The organism is Burkholderia sp. L-4 (assembly GCF_056856535.1).
The window spans coordinates 375,508-393,854 of sequence record NZ_JBXEOX010000003.1 but is presented as its reverse complement, the minus strand read 5'-3'; the positions used below and the strand labels follow the sequence as shown (position 1 = coordinate 393,854).

Sequence of the window (18,347 nt, the reverse complement as noted above, 5' to 3'; positions counted from 1 at the left end):
TTGGCCGATCATGACCCCACCCCCACCCACCCCCGCGCCGTCGCCCGCCGGGCCCGCGCGTTCCCGAAAGCCGGCCATCGTCGCGATCGCCGCGATCGCGCTGCTGCTCGTCGCCTTGCTCGTGTACGAGTTCGACGCACGCGATCGCGGCACCGACGACGCGTACGTGACCGGCCACCTGCACGTGATCTCGCCGCGCGTCGCCGGCACGGTCGAACGTGTGCTCGTCGACGACAACCAGTTCGTGCACGCGGGCGACGCGCTCGTGCAGATCGACCGGCGCGACTTCGACGTGCGCGTCGCCGCGCAGCGCGCACGCGTCGCCCAGGCGCATGCCGATGCGAGCCGCGCACACGCGCTGATCGAGCAGGCGGACGCGGCGCTCGTATCGGCGCACGCCGATGCCGACAAGGCCGAACTCGATTACGCGCGTGCACGCGAGCTGACCCGCGAGACGCCGCGCGGCCTGTCGAGGCAGGGGTTCGATGCGGCCGATGCCGCACGCAAGTCCGCCCGCGCGCGCGTCGCGGCGGCCGACGCGCAACGGCGCAGCGCCATCGCCGCCGCTCAGGCCGCCGACGCGGCGTCGAGCCAGAACGACGCCGAGTTGCGCGACGCGCTGCTGCAGCTCGGCTATACGGCGGTCGTCGCGCCGTCGGATGGCTACGTCGGCAAGAAGACCGTCGAGACCGGCGAGCATGTCGCGCCCGGCCAGGCGCTGCTCACGCTGGTCGAGCCGCATCCGTGGATCGTCGCCAATTTCCGCGAGACGCAGCTGCGGCACGTGCGCGTCGGCGACGCCGTGCAACTGCGCTTCGATGCGCTGCCGGCGCGCGCGTTCAGCGGCCGCATCGACAGCCTGTCGCCCGCGACCGGCGCGCAGTTCGCGCTGCTGCCGCCCGACAACGCGACCGGCAATTTCACGAAGGTCACGCAGCGCGTACCGGTGAAGATCCTGCTCGATGGCCCGGCCGCGACGGAGCCGCGCATCCGGCCCGGGTTGTCGGTCGTCGTCACGCTGCAACCCGCCCGCGAATCGCGATGAAGCGCGCCTTCGCCCTGCTCGCCGCGAGCCTGCTGGCCGCATGCTCGATTGCGCCGCAACCGCTCGCCCCCGTGCCGGTCGGACACGACGGGTTCCGCCATGTCGACCCGTCGACCGATGCGCGTGCGCCATCGCTCGATACGTGGCCCGCCCGGTTCGGCGACCCGCGGCTCGGCCGCCTCGTCGACGCCGCGCTCGCGCACAATCTCGATATCCGCGCGGCGGCCGCGCGCGTCGACCAGGCGCAGGCGCTGCTCGGCGTGCGCGAGGCCGCGCTGGCGCCGACCGTGCGCGTCGACCCGTCGTTCAGCCGTACGCGCGTATCCGGCACGGTCGACAACGCGCTGCCGAAGCGCACGATGCACAACTGGTCGGTTCCGCTCGCCGCGCGCTACGAAGTCGATCTATGGGGCCGCTTGCGCGGCGATACCGATATCGGCGAACAGAACGTGCTGCAGGCGGCGGCCGACCGCGATGCGGTGCGTCTGCGGGTGGCGACCGAAGTCGCGGCCGACTACCTGACGCTGCGCTACGTCGACGACGATCTCGTGACGCTCACCCGCGCGATCGGGCTGCGGCGCACCGCGCTCGACGTGATCGCCGCTCGCGTGCGGGCCGGCGCGGCGAGCGATCTCGACGGGCTGCGCGCGTCGGCCGATCTCGATACCGCGCATGCCGATCTCGCGGAGAGCCGCCGGCTGCGCGAGAACCTCGTCGACGCCATCGCGGTGCTGACCGGCGTGTCGCCGACCGCGTTCGACATCGACATGGCCGCCGTGCCCGTGCAGGTGCCCGATGTGCCGGCCGGGCTGCCGTCCGCGCTGCTTGCCCAACGCCCGGACGTATTCGCGGCGGCACGGCGTGCCGACGCGGCGTCGCTCGAGCTGGGCATCGCGCGCACCGCGTGGCTGCCGACGCTCACGCTGACCGCCGACGGCGGTTTCGCCACCCGCGACCTGCGGTCGTTTCTCGACCGCAACAGCTCGCTGTGGAGTCTCGGCGCGAACGTCGCGCTGACGGTGTTCGACGGCGGCAAGCGCGACGCCGCGGTGGCTGCCGCGCGAGCCGGCACGGACGTCGCCGACGCCAACTATCGCGCGGCCGCGATCGGCGCGTTGCGCGACGTGCAGGATGCGCTCAACGACATCGCCGCGCAGAAGGAACGGATCGCGCGCTACAACCACGCGGCGCACGCGACGGACGCCGCGGCGCGGCTGTCGCTGAGCCGTTACGCGCACGGTTACGTCAGCTATCTGGAAGTCATCGACGCCGATCGCGATGCGCTGAATGCGCGACGCCAGCTGATTCACAGCCGGCAGGCGCTGGCCGTCGCGACGGTGACCCTCGTCCGCGCGCTGGGCGGCGGGTGGACGCCGCCGGCGCGCGCCGGCCGGGACGGGTGGCGCGACGCGACGCGGGCCGACGCGCGATGAATGCATCGAACGGCCCGCGCGCGCGTCACGCGCCCGCGAGCCGATGCGCATCCTCGCCGAGAAACCGGTGCACGAAGGTCACGGCCATCGCGCCTTCGCCGACCGCCGACGCGACGCGCTTGACCGATCCCGATCGCACGTCGCCGGCCGCGAACGATCCCGGCACGCTGGTTTCCAGGTGGTACGGCCGCCGCTCGAGCGGCCACACGCGCTCGAACGCCGGACAGTCGTACAGGTCGCCGCCGGTGACGAGATAACCGCCCGGATTGCGGATGATGTCGGTGTCCTTCGCCCAGTCGGTATTCGGCGCGCCGCCGATGCACACGAACAGGCGCGTGGCCGGCAGCCGTTCGAGCGTGCCGTCCGCCGAGCGAAGCTCGATCGCGTCGAGCCAGCCGTCGCCGTGCAGCGCGGCGACGCTCGACCGGTAGCGGACCTCGATGTTCGGCGTGCGCTCGATCCGGTCGATCAGGTAGCGCGACAGCGTGTCGGCGAGCGACGCGCCGCGCACGAGCATCGTCACCTGGCGCGCATGCCGCGCGAAATTCATCGCGGCCTGGCCGGCCGAATTGCCGCCGCCGACGATGAACACCTGCTCGCCCGCGCACATCGGCGCTTCGCTCGACCCGGCGCCGTAGAACAGCCCCGCATTGAGAAACGCCGGCTCCTCCGGCAGCCCGAGGCTGCGATATTCGATGCCGGTCGCGCAGATGTTCGCGCGCGCGACCAGGATCGACCCGTCGGCGAGCTCGACGCGAATCTTGCCGTCCACGAACGTCGCATGCACGCCCTCGCGCATCGTCAGCAGCTCGACGCCGAACTTCACCGCCTGCTCGCGCGCGCGTTCCGCGAGCTCCGCGCCCGGGATGCCGTCGGGGAAGCCCATGTAGTTCTCGATCAGCGAACTCGTGCCGGCCTGCCCGCCGATCGCGCCGCGCTCGATCACGACCGCGCGCAGCCCTTCGGACGCCGCGTAGACCGCCGCCGACAGCCCGGCCGGCCCCGCGCCGTAGATCGACACGTCGTATTCGACGAAGCGCGGGCGCGCGACCCAGCCGAGCCGTGCGGCGATTTCGGCCAGGGTCGGCTGGTACAGGCGCGACCCGTCCGGAAAGATCACGACCGGCAGCCGGATGTCGCGCAGCGGCGCGATGCCGAGCACCTGCGCGCAGTCGGCGTCGGATGTCAGCTCGCACCAGTCGTACGCAATCATGCGCCGCTGCAGGAAATCGCGGATCGCATACGCGTCCCTGCTGCGCGGCAGGCCGACGATCCGCACGTGTTGCGGTTGATCCATGAGCGCCTCCCGATGATGTCGATGTCGGATGCGGCCCGGCCGGTGCCGCGGCCGGACGCATTCGCGACTGTACGCCGCCGGCGCGGGCCGCGCGGGCCGCTTCATGACAATTAAGGTCCGGCCGCGACGCGACGCTGCACAATGCCGCATCCCCTCCCGCTTGCGGCCTCGTGCCGGCCGCGCCGCAAGCGTCGCTCCCGCGCCGGCATCGGAGCGCAAGATGGCCAACGCCTGTACGCATCTCGACGAAGCACGCGTGTTCGACACCGACAAGGACGACTGTGAGGCATGCGTCCGATCGGGCAGCCGCTGGGTGCATTTGCGGATGTGCCTGATCTGCGGGCACGTCGGCTGCTGCGACTCGTCGCCGAATCGCCACGCGAGCCGGCATTTCCGTGAAACCGGCCACCGGCTCGTCCGCTCGATCGAGCCCGGCGAGCGCTGGATCTGGTGCTACGCGGACGAAGTCGTCGCCGGCGAGGTTCCGTCATGACGCGGCGCGCGGGGCCGCCGCGCCACGGCGCGCCCGTCATCCGCCCCGCGCGCCGCATCCCGGCCGAGCCAGGGCCGGACACCGTTCAGAACGTTTCAGCGCCGCTTAAGGCAATGGTCGCGGCCTCTGCGTAGACTGCGTTCATGAGCTGCCGCGCAGGACGGCGCTTGCGCCCGTTATCGACTGCTGGAGTGACACCATGATCCCCGTCGCCAATCACCGCCGCGCCGCAACCCGGTCGCGGCCGCATCGGGCGGCCGCGCACGGCCGACCCGCATCGTCCGGCGTTGCCGCGCACCGCATCGCTTGCGGCGCACCGCGTCGCGTGGAGCGCGCATGAAGCACAAACGACTCTGGTTCGGCACGGCCGGCGTGGCGATCGCGGGCATCGCGGTCGCGATCGGCATCATGGTGCGGCCGTCGATCGCGCCGATCGATCCGCCCGCCCCCGCTTCGTTCGATCCGCAGCTGGTGCGCGCCGGCGCGCGCGTCGTCGCGCTCGGCGACTGCATCGTGTGCCACACCGCGAAGGACGGCAAGCCGTTCGCGGGCGGGCTGCCGCTCGCGACGCCGTTCGGCACGATCTATGCGACCAACATCACGCCGGATGCCGAAACGGGGATCGGCCGCTGGTCGCGCGACGCATTCGCCCGTGCGTTGCGCACCGGCATCGGACGCAACGGCCAGCCGCTGTACCCGGCGTTTCCGTACATTCATTTCACGCGGATGTCGGACGACGACATCGCCGCGGCGTACGCGTACCTGATGACGCGTGAGCCGGTACGTGCGACGGCGCCCGCGAACGACCTGATATTTCCGCTGAACTTCCGGCCGCTGGTCGCGTTCTGGAACGTGCTGTTCCTGCGCGCGGGCGCGTATCGACCGGACCCCGCGCAGTCCGCGCAATGGAATCGCGGCAGGATGCTCGTCGACGGGCTCGGCCACTGCGCGTCGTGCCATTCGCCGCTGAACGCGATCGGCGGCGAGCAGCGCGGCCGCGCGTTCGACGGCGGTATCGTCGACGGCTGGGAAGCGCCGCCGCTCAATGCGCTCGGCCAGGCCGCACGGCCGTGGACGCAGGCGCAGCTCGTCACCTACCTGCGTACCGGCCGCGCGAGCGAGCATGGCGCGGCGGCCGGGCCGATGCTGCCGGTCACGCGCGACCTCGCGACGGTGCCGGTGGAGGACGTGGAGGCGATCGCCGCGTACATCCTGTCGATCCAGAAGCCGGCGAATGCGCGTGCGGCCGCGAACCCGGTCGAACGCGCCGCGACGACGCCGGCCGCGCGGCGCGGCGCGGTGCTGTTCCAGGCGTCGTGCGCGCAGTGTCACGGGCCGGCCGCGCCGATGCAGTCGATCGGCGAGCGGCCGACGCTCGCGTTCAGCACGGCCGTCAACGCCGATACGCCGCGCAACGCGATCCAGATGATGTTCAACGGGATCGGCTGGCACGGCGAGGACACGCTGAACTACATGCCGTCGTTCATCGACCAGTACGACGACGCGCAGATCGCCGATCTCGCCGCGTACGTGCGCGAGACCTATACCGACCGTCCCGCCTGGTCGGGCGTCGACGCGATGGCCGCGAAGCTCAGAAAAGAGGACACCGCACGATGATTACCCTCACCGTCAACGGCGTGCGGCACACGCTGGACATCGATCCGTCCACGCCGCTGCTGTACGCGCTGCGCAACGACCTGCACCTGCACGGCGCGAAATTCGGCTGCGGCCTCGGACAATGCGGCGCCTGCACCGTGATCGTCGACGGCAAGCCGACCTTCTCGTGCCTGATGCCGGTGGCCGCGGTCGGCGCGCGCGGCGTGCGCACCATCGAAAGCCTCGGCACCGCCGAGCATCCGGGCCCGCTGCAACGCGCGTTCATCGAGCACCAGGCCGCGCAGTGCGGCTACTGCATCGCCGGGATGATCATGCGCGCGCAGGCACTGCTCGAACGCAATCCGAAGCCGACCGAACAGGAACTGCGCACGCACATGGAACCGAACCTGTGCCGCTGCGGCACGCACATGCGGATTCTCGCGGCGGTGCGCTCGGTCGCGGGGCTGCCGGCCCCCGAACCCGCGTCCGCTCCCGTCACGATCAGCAAGGGGCTGTGATGAATTCCCACGACGACATCGACGAAGGCCGCCGGCACTTCATCGTCTCCGGCGCGCTGTTCGTCGCGTTCAGTCTCGCGCCCGCGTCGCGCGCGGCCGCGCAGTTGATGATCGCCGACGAAGGCGCGGCCGTCCACGTGGCGAAAGCCACCCAGGCGCTCGCCGGCAGCCTGAAGACCAATCCGCTGCTCGACGCGTGGGTCAAGATCGCGCCCGACGGCAAGGTCACCGTGTTTACCGGCAAGGTCGAGCTCGGCACCGGCGTGCGCACCGCGCTGCTGCAGGTGGCCGCCGAGGAACTCGACATGAAGCCGTCGCTGATCACGTTCCTGACGGCCGACACCGGCGCGTCGCCGGACGAAGGACTGACCGCCGGCAGCCATACCATGGCCGACAGCGGTTCCGCGCTGCTGAACGCGACCGCGCAGGTGCGCGCGCTGCTGGTGGAAGGCGCCGCGAAACGCTTCGGCGTCGATCCGCGCGTGCTGACGACCGCCGACGCGGTGATCAAGGCGCCCGACGGCCGCACGATGACCTACGGCGACGCGATCCGCACGGTCGACCTGCACCGCAACGCGGCCCCCACGTCGCCGCTGAAGAACCCGGCGACGTTCGCCGTGATCGGCACGTCGCTGCCGCGCGTCGACATCCCGAACAAGGTCACGGGCGGCATCAGCTACGTGCAGGACATGCAGTTGCCCGGCATGCTGCACGCGCGCGTCGTGATGCCGCCGGTGTACGACGCGAAGCTGCTGTCGTTCGACGAAGCCGCGATCCTGAAGCTGCCCGGCGTCGTGCGCATCGTGCGCAACGGCAGCATGCTTGCGGTGGTCGCACAGGGCGAGTGGCAGGCGGTGGTCGCGCAGCGCGCGCTCGCGGCCGCCTGCCGCTGGTCGCCGGGCCGCCAGCTGCCCGAGCGCGGCACCGTCCATCAGGAGCTCAAACGGATTTCGACGCAGCGCATCGAAATCGCGAACACGCATGCGCCAACCGCGCCGGCCGTGAAGACACTGAACGCGACGTTCCTCAAGAATTACCTGATGCACGGGTCGATCGGACCGTCGTGTTCGGTCGCGCATCTCGATAACGGGATGATGACGGTGTGGACCCACTCGCAGGGCGTCTATCCGCTGCGCGACGCACTCGCCGAGATGCTGTCGATGCCGAAGGCGAGCGTGCGCTGCATTCACACCGAAGGGTCCGGCTGCTACGGGCACAACGGCGCGGACGACGCGGCGGCGCACGCCGCGCTGATCGCGGCCGCGATGCCGGGCAAGCCGATTCGCGTGCAATGGATGCGCGAACAGGAACACACGTGGGACCACTTCACGCCGGCGATGGTGACGGAGGTCAGTGCATCGCTCGATGCGGGCGGCCGCATCGTCGACTGGAACTATGCGTTGTGGAGCAGCTCGCACAACGAACGGATCGTCAACGCGGGCCGGCTGCTGCCCGCGCGCATGCTCGAGCCGCCGTTCGTGCCGGCGCCGTCGACGCCGATGCTGCAACCGGAGGGCGGCGGCGACCGCAACGCGATCCCGCTGTATGCGCTGCCGAACCAGCACATCGTCAACAATTTCTCGCCGACGATGCCGCTGCAAACGTCCGCGATGCGTTCGCTCGGCGCGCACACCAATGTCTGGGCGATCGAAAGCTTCATGGACGAACTCGCGCACGCGGCCGGCGTCGATCCGGTCGAATTCCGGCTTCGTCACATGGAAGACCATCGCGCGCGACAAGTGATCCAGCTCGCCGCGAAGCACTTCGGCTGGCCCAGGCCGCCGCGTGCGCGCAATCGCGGCGTCGGCTTCGCGTTCGGCAAGTACAAGAACCTGATGGCATACGTCGCGATCGCGGTCGAGGTGTCGGTCGTCCCGGAAACGGGCCAGGTGACGCTCGAACACGCGGAAGCGGCCGTCGATGCAGGCCAGATCGTATCGCCGGACGGCATCCGCAACCAGATCGAGGGCGGCATCGTGCAGGCCGCGAGCTGGACGCTGTACGAGGCGCTGAAGTACGACACCGAGCGCATCCGCAGCTTCGACTGGAGCAGCTACCCGATCCTGCGCTTTTCGGCCGCGCCGCAAAGCGTGAAGGTTCACCTGGTCAATCGTCCCGGCGCGCCGTTTCTCGGCGCGGCCGAGGCGTCGATGGGGCCGACCGCCGGCGCACTGGCCAACGCGATCTTCGACGCGACCGGCCAGCGCCTGCGGGAAATGCCGTTTGCCGGCGACGCGCTGCGCAAGCGCATCGACGCCTGACGGCCCGATCAACGACACGGCGCCGGCACGCCCCGGCGCCGCAAGCCGACAGGCTGGAGAACCCCGACGATGGACACCTTGCTTTCGATGCGCGTCTTCACGCGCATCGTCGAAACCGGCAGCTTCACGCGCGCATCCGACACCACCGGCCTCACGACGCCGCGCGTGTCCGCCCTGCTGAGCGGGCTCGAGCAGCATCTCGGCTGCCGGCTGCTGAACCGCACCACGCGCCGGATCTCGCTGACCGAGGACGGCCAGGCGTACTACGAACGCTCGGTCGCGGTGCTCCGCGAGATCGACGACATGGAGGCCTCGGTATCGCAGGCCCGCAACGTGCCGCGCGGCCGGCTGAAGGTGAACCTGCCGCCGGCCATGGCCAAGCAGATCATGGTGCCCGCGCTGCCGGCGTTTCTCGCCGCCCATCCGGGCATCATGATCGAACTCGGCGTGACCGATCGCCAGATCGATCTCGTCGGCGAAGGCGTCGACTGCGTGGTGCGCATCGGCGCGCTCGACGATTCGGGGATGATCGCCCGGCGGATCGGCAGCCTGACCACCTGCACGTGCGCGTCGCCCGCCTATCTCGCGCAGTTCGGCGAGCCCGCCACCGTCGACGATCTCGCGCAGCACGTCGCGGTCAGCCACATCTCGGCCGACACCGGGCGGCCGCGCCCGTGGGACTACGTCGTCGACGGCGAGCCGCGCGTCATGCAGATGTGCGGCACGGTCGCGGTCAACGATGCGGACAACTACATCGCGTGCGGCGTCGCGGGCATCGGGCTGATCAAGACGTCGCTGTACCTGGTCGAGCCGTACCTGCAGTCGGGCCGGCTGCGCGAAGTGCTGACCGACTTCAACGCGCCGCCGCGCCCGATCTCGGTGCTGTATCCGCCCAACCGGCACGTCCCGGTCAAGCTCAAGGTGTTCGTCGACTGGCTGGCCGGCCTGTTCGCGCAGATTCCGACGCTGCAGGGCCAGCGCGGCTGAACGCACGCGTTCCGGCACCTTTGCGCGGCACGCAATGCTCGATTGCGTGCCGGACCCATTCCGCGCCGGCCGCCCGGTCAATAGCATTCACGGTATCGCGGCCGGTTACGTCGCCGCCCTGTTTCCTTCCCGGAGCCGACCATGTCAACGGATACCCCCCCGCTCGCCTCGCCCGCACCCGCGGTCAAGCTCACGCAGGCGCTCATCCTGCTGTTCGCGTTCAGTTGCGGCGCGATCGTCGCGAACCTGTACTACGCGCAACCGATCACCGAACTCATCGCCCCCGGCCTGCACATGTCGAGCGGCGCGGCGAGCCTGATCGTGTCGCTGACGCAGATCGGCTATGCGTTCGGGCTGTTCTTCATCGTGCCGCTCGGCGATCTGCTCGAAAACCGCAAGCTGATGATCGTCACGGCCGTCGTGTCGATCGCGAGCCTCGCGGCCGCCGCGGTCGTCCGCACGCCGGGGCTGTTCCTCGCGGTCTCGCTGCTGATCGGCTTCAGCTCGGTGGCGGTGCAGATCCTCGTGCCGCTCGCCGCGCATCTGGCACCGGACCACTCGCGCGGCCGCGTCGTCGGCACGATCATGAGCGGGCTGCTGCTCGGCATCCTGCTCGCCCGGCCGCTGTCGAGCGTCGTGGCCGACGCGTTCGGCTGGCGTGTCGTGTTCGCGGGCGCCGCCGTGGTGATGACGCTCGTCACGGCCGTGCTCGCGCTGACGATGCCGTCGCGTCAGCCCGACCATCGCGCCACCTATTTCGCGCTGATCGGCTCGCTGCTGCATCTCGTGCGCACGATGCCGGTGCTGCGCCATCGCGCGTTCTACCAGGGCCTGATGTTCGCGTCGTTCAGCCTGTTCTGGACCGCCGTGCCGGTCGAGCTGACGCGTCACTACGGGCTGTCGCAATCCGCGATCGGCCTGTTCGCGCTCGTCGGCGCGATCGGCGCGACGTCGGCGCCCGTCGCGGGCCGTCTCGCGGATGCCGGCCACACCGTGCGCGCCACGCTGATCGCGCTGGTCGCCGGCACGCTGGCGTATGCGAGCGCACCGGTTCACGGCGCCGGCGTGTACGGCCTCGTCGTCACCGGCATCGTGCTCGACTTCGCGGTGCAGATGAACATGGTGCTCGGCCAGCGCGAGATCTACGCACTGCACGCGGCGAGCCGCAACCGGCTGAACGCGCTCTACATGACGAGCATCTTCGTCGGCGGCGCGGCCGGCTCCGCGCTCGCGAGCCCGCTGTACGAGCATGGCGGCTGGTCGCTCGTCGCGGCCGTCGCGGCGGCGTTCCCGCTCGTCGCGCTCGCCCATTACGTCGCGATCGGCCGCCCGCACGCGCGACGTCACGCGCACGCGTGAACCGCCGCCGACGGCGCGGCACCGCGCGGTCGGCCTGTCACACGGCATCGTTACCGCGCGGTCCTGACCGCGCCCATCCTCACCCATGAAGGAGTCCTCATGTCTTCCCTGCTCGCTCCGTACGACCTGCGCGGCCTCGCGCTGCCCAACCGCGTCGTGATGGGCCCGATGACGCGCTCGCGCGCGCCGTCGCGCGGCCTGCCGACCGAACTGATGGCCGAGTACTACGCGCAGCGCGCGTCCGCCGGCCTGATCGTGACCGAGGCGACCAACGTCAGCGCCGCGTCCGCGGCATTCGAGCTGACGCCGGGGCTCGTCGACGACGCGCAGGCCGCCGGCTGGAAAAAGATCACCGACGCGGTCCATGCGAACGGCGGACGCATCTTCGCGCAGCTGTGGCACGGCGGCCGGGTCAGCTCGCTGACGCTGCTCGGCGGTGCCGCGCCGTTGTCGCCGTCCGGCGTCAACGACGATCTCGAACAGTTGCAGGTCTGGGCGCAGTTGCAGAACGGCTATTACACGAAGATTCACGCGACGCCGTCGCGCGCGATGACGACCGCCGAGGTCGTCGACGCCGTGGACGAATTCCGCCGCGCGGCGGCGCGTGCGATGGCGGCCGGCTTCGACGGCGTCGAGATCCATGCGGCGAACGGTTATCTGCCGCACCAGTTCCTGTCGTCGACGCTGAACCGCCGCGACGATCGTTACGGCGGGTCGGTCGCGAACCGCGCGCGCTTTCTGGAGGAAATCGTCGCGGCGGTCGGCGGCGTGATGCCGCTCGCGCGTGTCGGCGTGCGCATCTCGCCGTACGCGAAGTACAACAACGTGCGCGATGCCGACCCGGATGCGACGCTGGCCTACGTCGGCCGCATGCTCGACGAAGCCGGCGTGGCCTATCTGCACGCGGCCGACACCAACGGCTGGAGCGGCGAGCCCGACCTGCCGCGGATCGTCGAGCATGCGCGCCGGTCGTTCGGCGGCACGTTGATCGTCAACGGCGGCATTGCGCCCGATGCCGCGCAGGCGCTGATCGACGCGGGCGACGCCGATCTCGTCGCGTTCGCGCGTGCCTACATCGCGAATCCGGATCTCGTCGAACGCATTGCCGCGCGCGCACCGCTCGCCGAGCCGAAAGCGGCCGGCTGGTACGGCGGCGATCGCGCCGGATATGTCGATTACGCGCGGTACGACGCGGCAGGCGCGCACGCATGAGCGGCGTATCGGCCGCCGCGCCCGCACCGCGGCCCGCGCAGGCGGCCGGCGCGGCGCCGGCCGCCCGCCGTCAACCGTCGTTCCAGCGCGCGCCGAGCACGCGCCCGCAGAAATTCGGCCGGTAAAATTCCGCATCGAAGCGTTCGAGCACGTCCGCGCTCCATGTGCCGAACGTCGACGGCGCCCGATGTTCAACGCCGCGCGCGACCGCTTCGAGGAAGGCTTCCGCGAAACCGCCGTCGCGCGGGTAAGCGGCGAGCAGCGCGTCGCGCTCCTGCAGCGTGTACGCGTCGAAATCGGTTGCCATCAGGTCCGTCGAGACGGCCGCCGCCAGCGCGCGCGCGAGCGGCGATACGCGGGCGGCCACGCCCGGCGTGGTATGCAGCGCGATCGCATACCACACGTCGTCGCGCATGCGCCGCGGCCGGCGATGCCGAAGCAGCAGCGCGCGCGCCGCATCCGCGCCGTCGACTTCGTATCGCGCGGTCGAACGGCAGTACGCGTAACTCAACCCCATGTTGGCGTACATCGCGGCCACGAACAGCGCATCGGCGTCGCACGGTTCGCCCGCGCGACGCGCGGCGAGCGACGCGAGGACGAACACGCGTCCCGCATGATCGGCGAGCGCGGCCGGCAACGCGGCGCGTGCCGCATCGGCCGCCTCGATCGCAACCGGCGTGCGCGGAATGCCGACGCCCGCCACTTCGTCGCCCGCTGCCTGAGCGCGCGTACGCGCAACCTTCATCCTGCCTCCTCCAGGCCCCGCGCCGGGGGCCGAAAAACGATCGTTTCGCGCGGCGCCTGCGCGTCGGCGTTTCCTGCGCACCGGCACGCGCAGGCTAGAAAACGACGCAGCGGCGCCCAAACGCCGCGCAGCGATCGACCGCGCCGGACGCCGCCGGATAACGCGACCGCGCGAAGCGCCGCGCGGCGCCGCGTGCGCGGCACGCATCCGCGCCGACGTCGGCGCACGCTTCGCCGCAGCCCGCCGCCCCCGTACGGTCGCGGCTGCCCGCCGCGGCTCCGGCCACCGGCGACCATCCCGGGCTGACCGGCAGCGGCGGCGGCGCGAGCGACAGGAATTCCGCATCCGCATGCACGATCCGGCCGTCGACGACCGTCAGCACCGACGCAAGCGACGGGATGCGCGGCGCATCGATCGTGAAGTAATCGTCGGTGAGCACCGCGAAATCCGCGTACTGGCCGGGCATCAGCGCGCCCTTGCACGCGTCTTCGTTCGAGAACCATGCACTGCCCACCGTAAAGCGGCGCAGCGCCTCCATCCGGCCGAGCCGGTTGCGCGCCGGATAGAGCGCGGTGCCGCCGACGGTACGCCCCGATACCATCCAGTACAGCGCCACGAACGGGTTGTAGCTCGCCGCGCACGTCGCGCCGGTCCCCGCGCCGACCGGCAGGCCGGCGTCCAGCATCGCGCGGATTGGCGGCGCGCGCGTGGCGGCGCCGGCGCCGTAGCGGGCCACGAAGGCCTCGCCCTGGAACGCCATCCGCGGCTGAATCGTCACGCCGCCGCCCAGCGCCGCGATCCGCGCGATGTTCGCGTCCGCGATCCGCTCGCAGCGGTCGAAGCACCAGCGCAGCCCGTCGAACGGCGTCTCGCGGTCGACGGCCTCGAACACGTCCAGGAAGCGGCCGATCGACTCGTCGTGGATCGCATGCAGGCGGAACGGCCAGCGGTGACGCACGAGCAGCCGGACGACCGGGGCGAGTTCGGCTTCGAGCGACGCCGGCAGATCGCGGCGCAGGTCGAGGAAATTGCCCAGATCCACGGCCGAGAATACGAGCCGCGCACCCGCGCCGTTCGTGCGCAGGAACGCGTCGCCGCCGCCGGGCGTCATTTGCGCGATCCACTGCGCGAAGTCGTCGAGCTCCCGTCCCGCGCGTTGCGCGCCGACACTGTAGGCGATGCGCGCCGTCAGTTCGCCGCGCCGCGCGAGCTCGACGATCGCCGCGTAGTCGTCCGGATAGGCCAGCCCGTCGCCACCGGCATCGATCACGCTCGTCACGCCGACGCGATTCAGCGCATGCAAGAGCTGCCGCGTGGAATTCAGCCGGTCGCCGCCGCCGAGCGTCGGGCCTTGCGCGAGCGCCGCCTGCAGCACGGCCGGGTCCGGGCGTGCCAGCAGCAGGCCGGTCGGCCGCCCGTGGCGGTCGCGCCGAAGCTCGCCGCCGGGCGGATCGGGCGTGTCGCGCCCGTAGCCGAGCGCGCGCACCGCGGCCGCATTCAGCCACGCGCTGTCGTCCAGATGCTGGATGAACACCGGCGTATCGGGCGCGATCGCGTTCAGTTCGGCCACCGTCGGGCCGCGCTTTTCCGCGAACTGGAAGGCGGTCCAGCCCGCCGCGACGCGCGCCCACTGCGGCGCGGGCGTGCGCTGCACCTGGCGACGCAGCAGGTCGAGCGCATCGGCGAGCGACGTCACGCCGTCCCAGCGCAATTCCATGTTGAAGCTCAGGCCGCCGCCGATCGCGCCCAGATGCGCGTCGTTCAGGCCGGGGATCGCGGTGCGCCCGTTCAGGTCGATGCGGGTCGTGCCGGCACCCGCGTGACGCAACACGTCGCGATCGCTGCCGGTCGCGACGATGCGCCCGCCCGCGACCGCGATCGCGCTGACGAACGAACGCGTGTCGTCCTGGGTCGCGATCTTGCCGTTGAAGACGACGAGGTCCGCCGCACGTGCGGAGTCCACGGCCCTAAGCACCCTGCGCCCTCCCGAGCGGCTCGGCGGGCGCGCGGCGGCCGCCCCCCGGCATGCCGTCCGGCGGCACGCGGCGAGCCCGACGTCGCGCGTCCGTATGCCGGCACGCGGGCGCCGCGCCCCCGTCGAATGCGCCGTTGCGTGCCGCGTGCGTGCGCGGCCTGTCCGCCCTGCCGTTCTCGCGCATCGTCATGCCACCGGCTGCGCCGCGTCGACGGCATCGCGCCGCACGCGCGCCCGGCTTGCCGCGGGCATCGCGTCCGGGCGGACGAAATTCTGCACGCGCAGCAAGCGGCGCACGTCGTTCGCGCGCGAATGCGGATCGAAGTGCCGCGTGAGGCCCGCGACCAGCGTCGATGCCTGCCCGGTACGTCCGCGCTCGATCAGGTGATCGGCGAGATCGAGCGTGCTGCGCAGCGCCCACATCGCGGCGCCCTGCGCGTTCGCGGTCTGGATGGCCAACTGCAGATGACGATGGCCGTCCGCTTCGTATGCCGCCGCGAGACTCGCGGTGGCGGTGCGCGCCTGTTCGAGCGTCGCCACGCCCCTGACGCGCAGCAGTTCGGGCACGAACAGATGTTCGCCGTGCGCGCGGCAGCGCGCGAGCGTCGCGTCGAGCCGGGTGCGCGCCTCGGCCGCGCGGCCGGTGCGCGCGAGCCCTTCCGCATGCGCGGCGGTCAATGGCGCGAGCAGGCGCCGGAAGCCGCTTGCCTCGAGGCGCCGCAACGCGGGTTCGAGCCGCGCGAGCCCCGCGCCCGGATGGCCGGTCTGAATGTCGAACTGTCCCGTCAGGCATTCCGCATGGGTACGCCAGATGTCGAACCCGTGCGTGTCGGATACCGATCGCAGCGTCGCGAGATAGTCGGTCGTCGCGTCGTGGTCGCCGTAGCGCATGGCGATCGGCACGGCAGCCGTGCCGAGCACGAAGCACAGCGCCAGGGCCGACGGGCCGCGGCGCGCGCCCTCCACCGCTTGCGCGGCCAGCCGCATCGCGTGCTCGGGGTCGCCCTGCAGCCACGCGAGCCGCGTGAGCATCGTGCCGCCGAACGTCGCCATGTCGACACCCAGCGCCGCCTGCGCGCACGGCGGCTCGCCCGCGCCGGCCAGTTCGGCCGTCGCGGCCTCGAGCCGCTCGCGCGCCTGCGCGTGCTCGCCGAAGTAATGCAGCGACGTCGCGACCATCGCGTTCGCCAGCAGGCACTGCGCGCGGTCGCCGCGCCGCTCGGCGGCCCGCTCGAAGCGCGTCGCGTAGCGCAGCGATTCGTGAATGTCGGACAGCGCCAGCATCGTGTGCCACAGCCCCATCAGCGCGCGCGCGTCGTACGCGTCGTCGCCGGCGCGCGCCGCGAGGTCGAGCGTCCGGTCCCACATCGCGGCGGCGGCGAGCGCGTCGCCGTCCGTGTGCAGCAGCGCGGACGCATACGCCGAGCGCAGCCGCATCTCGCCGCCCGCATCGACCGGCCCGGCCGTCCCGGCGTCGATGTCGCCGAGCATCCGTCGCGCCTGCACGGTACTTTCGCGCATCCGCGCCGGCTCGAGCAGCGCGCGCGCCAGCGCGTCCGGCCCGGCCACGTCCGGCGCGGTGCCCGCCGGCTCGCCGGCGGCCGGCGGACTCACCGCGACCGCCGCCGGCGACGCAGCCGGCACGTGGGCTTGCGCTTGCGTCTGCGCGCGTTCGTAGTGCGCGTGGCGTTCGGCGACGAGGTCGAACTCGCCCTCGTTGCGGAGTTTTTCGAGCGCATACGCGCGTGTCGATTCGGTCAGCCGGTAGCGCGCGGAAGCGCCGTGGAATTCGACCGTCACGAGCGATTTCGCGACCAGTTCGCCGAGCACGGCGATCATGTCGGCGGCCGACGAACCGGGCTCGGCCGCGACGGCGCGCGCCGCATCGAACGTGAACGGGCCGACGAAGCACCCCATGCGCCGAAACAGTGCGCGTGCCGCCGGCTCCAGCAGCACGTAGCTCCAGTCGAACGTCGCGCGCAGCGTCTGGTGACGCGGCAGCGCCGACCGCAGCCCGCCCGTCAGCAGGTTCAGGCGGTCGTCGAGGCGCGACGCGACGACCGCGAGGCCGAGCGTCGCCACCCGCGCGGCCGCCAGCTCGATCGCGAGCGGCAGCCCGTCGAGGCGCCGGCAGATGTCGGCGATCAGCCGCATGCCGGCGGCGTCGATCCGGCAATCGGGCGCGGCCGCGCGCACCCGTTCCAGAAACAGTTCGACCGCCGGGCTGCGGACGATCGCGTCGTCCGCCGCGCCGCTGTCCGGCACCGCGAGCGGGCTCACGCGCACCACGGCTTCGGCCGAAATATGCAGCGGCTCGCGGCTGGTCGCCAGCACCCGCAGCGAACCCGCGCCCGCGGTCAGCGTGTCGGCGAGATCCGCGACCACGTCGACGATATGTTCGGCGTTGTCGAGCACGAGCAGGCAGCGCGCATCGGCGAGCGCTTCGCCGATGCGCTCGACGGCGGGCGCCCGGTACGTGTCGACGCCGGGCGCGATCCCGAGCCCGGCGGCGAGCGCGGCGAGCACGTCGCCGCGCGTCGACGTGCGCGCCAGCTCGACGAACAGGACACGCTCGCGCGACCGGCTGCGGACGTCGTGCGCGACCCGCGCGGCGAGACTCGTCTTGCCGATGCCGCCGGCGCCGACGAGCGTGACGACCGCCGTCCCGTCGAGCATGTCGACGATCTGCGCGATGTCGGCCTCGCGCCCGATCAGGCGGGCCGGCAGGGACGCCGCGGCCGCCCCTGCATCGGGTGCCGCCGCGGCGGGCGGCGGCTCGGCCGCCGGCGCGTGCGCCGCGCCCGCCACCAGCAGATAACCGCGGCCGGGGACCGTCTTGATCAGGTCGCGACTCGCGCCGAGCGCCTTGCGCAGCGTCGCCACATGCACCTGAAGGCGGTTCTCCTCCACGATCAGGCCCGGCCAGACCGCGTCCATGATGTCGTCTTTCGACACGACCGAACCGCCCGCGCGATGCAGGACCTCCAGAATGTCGAGCGCACGCGCGCCGATGCGCAGCGACGCGCCCTGGCTGCGTATGTCGCGCTGCTCGAAATCCACCGACAACGTTCCGATCTGGATCATGGCCGCCTCCGGGTACCTCGGGATGACAGCCCGGTGAACGCGGCAGCTCACCGGGCAGGAAGTCCGCGTCCGGCCCGCTGGGCGCGCCGAACGAAAAATGTCGAATTCGGGATCGAGTGTAGACACACGTGTCACGAAAATCTTGAAAGATAATGCGCTGTCCGGCGACTGCCGCCGGACCCCGTGCGGCCGGCCGCCGGCGACGCGCTATACTCCGCCGGGCCGCGTGTACAGGCGTTGCAACGGGGCACGCAACGACCGCGTGCGGTCGCTTCGCCCCCGGGCGGCAGCGGACGTTTGTGCAAAATCATTTTTGAACGATCGCGCGCCCCTCTAAACTGG

At 71.6% G+C, this 18,347-nt stretch carries 13 protein-coding genes; 9 read left to right on the top strand and 4 right to left on the bottom strand.

The window, feature by feature from the left end:
• Positions 1-10: 10 nt before the first annotated feature.
• Positions 11-1,045, top strand: coding sequence for an HlyD family secretion protein (locus tag AC1VVG_RS32285; RefSeq protein ID WP_482837462.1), 1,035 nt, complete (start codon positions 11-13; stop codon positions 1,043-1,045).
• Positions 1,042-2,478, top strand: coding sequence for an efflux transporter outer membrane subunit (locus AC1VVG_RS32280; protein ID WP_482837461.1), 1,437 nt, complete (start codon positions 1,042-1,044; stop codon positions 2,476-2,478). The genes AC1VVG_RS32285 and AC1VVG_RS32280 overlap by 4 nt, the downstream gene beginning before the upstream one ends.
• Before the next feature lie 25 nt (positions 2,479-2,503).
• Here the strand turns inward: AC1VVG_RS32280 and AC1VVG_RS32275 are convergent, their stop codons facing one another.
• Positions 2,504-3,775: an NAD(P)/FAD-dependent oxidoreductase gene (locus AC1VVG_RS32275; RefSeq protein WP_034192065.1), complete on the bottom strand. Its 1,272-nt coding sequence runs from the start codon at positions 3,773-3,775 to the stop codon at positions 2,504-2,506.
• Between the two features lie 220 nt (positions 3,776-3,995).
• On the opposite strand from AC1VVG_RS32275, the gene AC1VVG_RS32270 reads away from it, so the two are divergent.
• From AC1VVG_RS32270 to AC1VVG_RS32240, 7 genes are all read left to right on the top strand, one after another.
• Complete coding sequence (locus AC1VVG_RS32270; RefSeq protein WP_034192064.1) at positions 3,996-4,268, top strand: UBP-type zinc finger domain-containing protein; 273 nt, start codon at positions 3,996-3,998, stop codon at positions 4,266-4,268.
• A 336-nt stretch (positions 4,269-4,604) separates the two neighbouring features.
• On the top strand, positions 4,605-5,885 hold the full coding sequence (locus tag AC1VVG_RS32265) for a c-type cytochrome (RefSeq protein ID WP_482837460.1): 1,281 nt from the start codon (positions 4,605-4,607) through the stop codon (positions 5,883-5,885).
• Positions 5,882-6,382: a (2Fe-2S)-binding protein gene (locus AC1VVG_RS32260; RefSeq protein WP_034192062.1), complete on the top strand. Its 501-nt coding sequence runs from the start codon at positions 5,882-5,884 to the stop codon at positions 6,380-6,382. Before AC1VVG_RS32265 ends, AC1VVG_RS32260 begins: the two co-directional genes overlap by 4 nt.
• Entirely contained in the window at positions 6,382-8,643 is a 2,262-nt protein-coding gene (locus AC1VVG_RS32255; protein ID WP_482837459.1) for a xanthine dehydrogenase family protein molybdopterin-binding subunit, read from the top strand. Before AC1VVG_RS32260 ends, AC1VVG_RS32255 begins: the two co-directional genes overlap by 1 nt.
• Before the next feature lie 69 nt (positions 8,644-8,712).
• Positions 8,713-9,630: a LysR family transcriptional regulator gene (locus AC1VVG_RS32250; RefSeq protein WP_034192060.1), complete on the top strand. Its 918-nt coding sequence runs from the start codon at positions 8,713-8,715 to the stop codon at positions 9,628-9,630.
• A gap of 141 nt (positions 9,631-9,771) precedes the next feature.
• Positions 9,772-10,989 carry an MFS transporter gene (locus tag AC1VVG_RS32245; protein ID WP_482837458.1) on the top strand — a complete coding sequence of 406 codons (1,218 nt, stop codon included), beginning with the start codon at positions 9,772-9,774 and terminating at the stop codon, positions 10,987-10,989.
• 99 nt (positions 10,990-11,088) lie between these two features.
• Complete coding sequence (locus AC1VVG_RS32240; RefSeq protein ID WP_069706154.1) at positions 11,089-12,201, top strand: alkene reductase; 1,113 nt, start codon at positions 11,089-11,091, stop codon at positions 12,199-12,201.
• Positions 12,202-12,271: 70 nt separating this feature from the next.
• Here AC1VVG_RS32240 and AC1VVG_RS32235 read toward each other — a convergent pair whose 3' ends face one another.
• The 3 genes from AC1VVG_RS32235 to AC1VVG_RS32225 form a co-directional block, all read right to left on the bottom strand.
• Positions 12,272-12,946, bottom strand: a complete 675-nt coding sequence (locus AC1VVG_RS32235) for a phosphohydrolase (RefSeq protein ID WP_482837457.1) — start codon at positions 12,944-12,946, stop codon at positions 12,272-12,274.
• A gap of 94 nt (positions 12,947-13,040) precedes the next feature.
• Positions 13,041-14,921, bottom strand: a complete 1,881-nt coding sequence (locus tag AC1VVG_RS32230) for an amidohydrolase (protein ID WP_069706153.1) — start codon at positions 14,919-14,921, stop codon at positions 13,041-13,043.
• Between the two features lie 186 nt (positions 14,922-15,107).
• Positions 15,108-18,005 (bottom strand): ATP-binding protein, encoded by a 2,898-nt coding sequence (locus tag AC1VVG_RS32225; protein WP_059560838.1) that lies wholly within the window; start codon positions 18,003-18,005, stop codon positions 15,108-15,110.
• Between the last annotated feature and the right edge of the window lie 342 nt (positions 18,006-18,347).

Bases quoted from the DNA above. Each gene is read 5' to 3' on its own strand.
- AC1VVG_RS32285 (WP_482837462.1), top strand. From the start codon at position 11: ATGACCCCACCCCCACCCACCCCCGCGCCGTCGCCCGCCGGGCCCGCG.
- AC1VVG_RS32280 (WP_482837461.1), top strand. From the start codon at position 1,042: ATGAAGCGCGCCTTCGCCCTGCTCGCCGCGAGCCTGCTGGCCGCATGC.
- AC1VVG_RS32275 (WP_034192065.1), bottom strand. From the start codon at position 3,775: ATGGATCAACCGCAACACGTGCGGATCGTCGGCCTGCCGCGCAGCAGG.
- AC1VVG_RS32270 (WP_034192064.1), top strand. From the start codon at position 3,996: ATGGCCAACGCCTGTACGCATCTCGACGAAGCACGCGTGTTCGACACC.
- AC1VVG_RS32265 (WP_482837460.1), top strand. From the start codon at position 4,605: ATGAAGCACAAACGACTCTGGTTCGGCACGGCCGGCGTGGCGATCGCG.
- AC1VVG_RS32260 (WP_034192062.1), top strand. From the start codon at position 5,882: ATGATTACCCTCACCGTCAACGGCGTGCGGCACACGCTGGACATCGAT.
- AC1VVG_RS32255 (WP_482837459.1), top strand. From the start codon at position 6,382: ATGAATTCCCACGACGACATCGACGAAGGCCGCCGGCACTTCATCGTC.
- AC1VVG_RS32250 (WP_034192060.1), top strand. From the start codon at position 8,713: ATGGACACCTTGCTTTCGATGCGCGTCTTCACGCGCATCGTCGAAACC.
- AC1VVG_RS32245 (WP_482837458.1), top strand. From the start codon at position 9,772: ATGTCAACGGATACCCCCCCGCTCGCCTCGCCCGCACCCGCGGTCAAG.
- AC1VVG_RS32240 (WP_069706154.1), top strand. From the start codon at position 11,089: ATGTCTTCCCTGCTCGCTCCGTACGACCTGCGCGGCCTCGCGCTGCCC.
- AC1VVG_RS32235 (WP_482837457.1), bottom strand. From the start codon at position 12,946: ATGAAGGTTGCGCGTACGCGCGCTCAGGCAGCGGGCGACGAAGTGGCG.
- AC1VVG_RS32225 (WP_059560838.1), bottom strand. From the start codon at position 18,005: ATGATCCAGATCGGAACGTTGTCGGTGGATTTCGAGCAGCGCGACATA.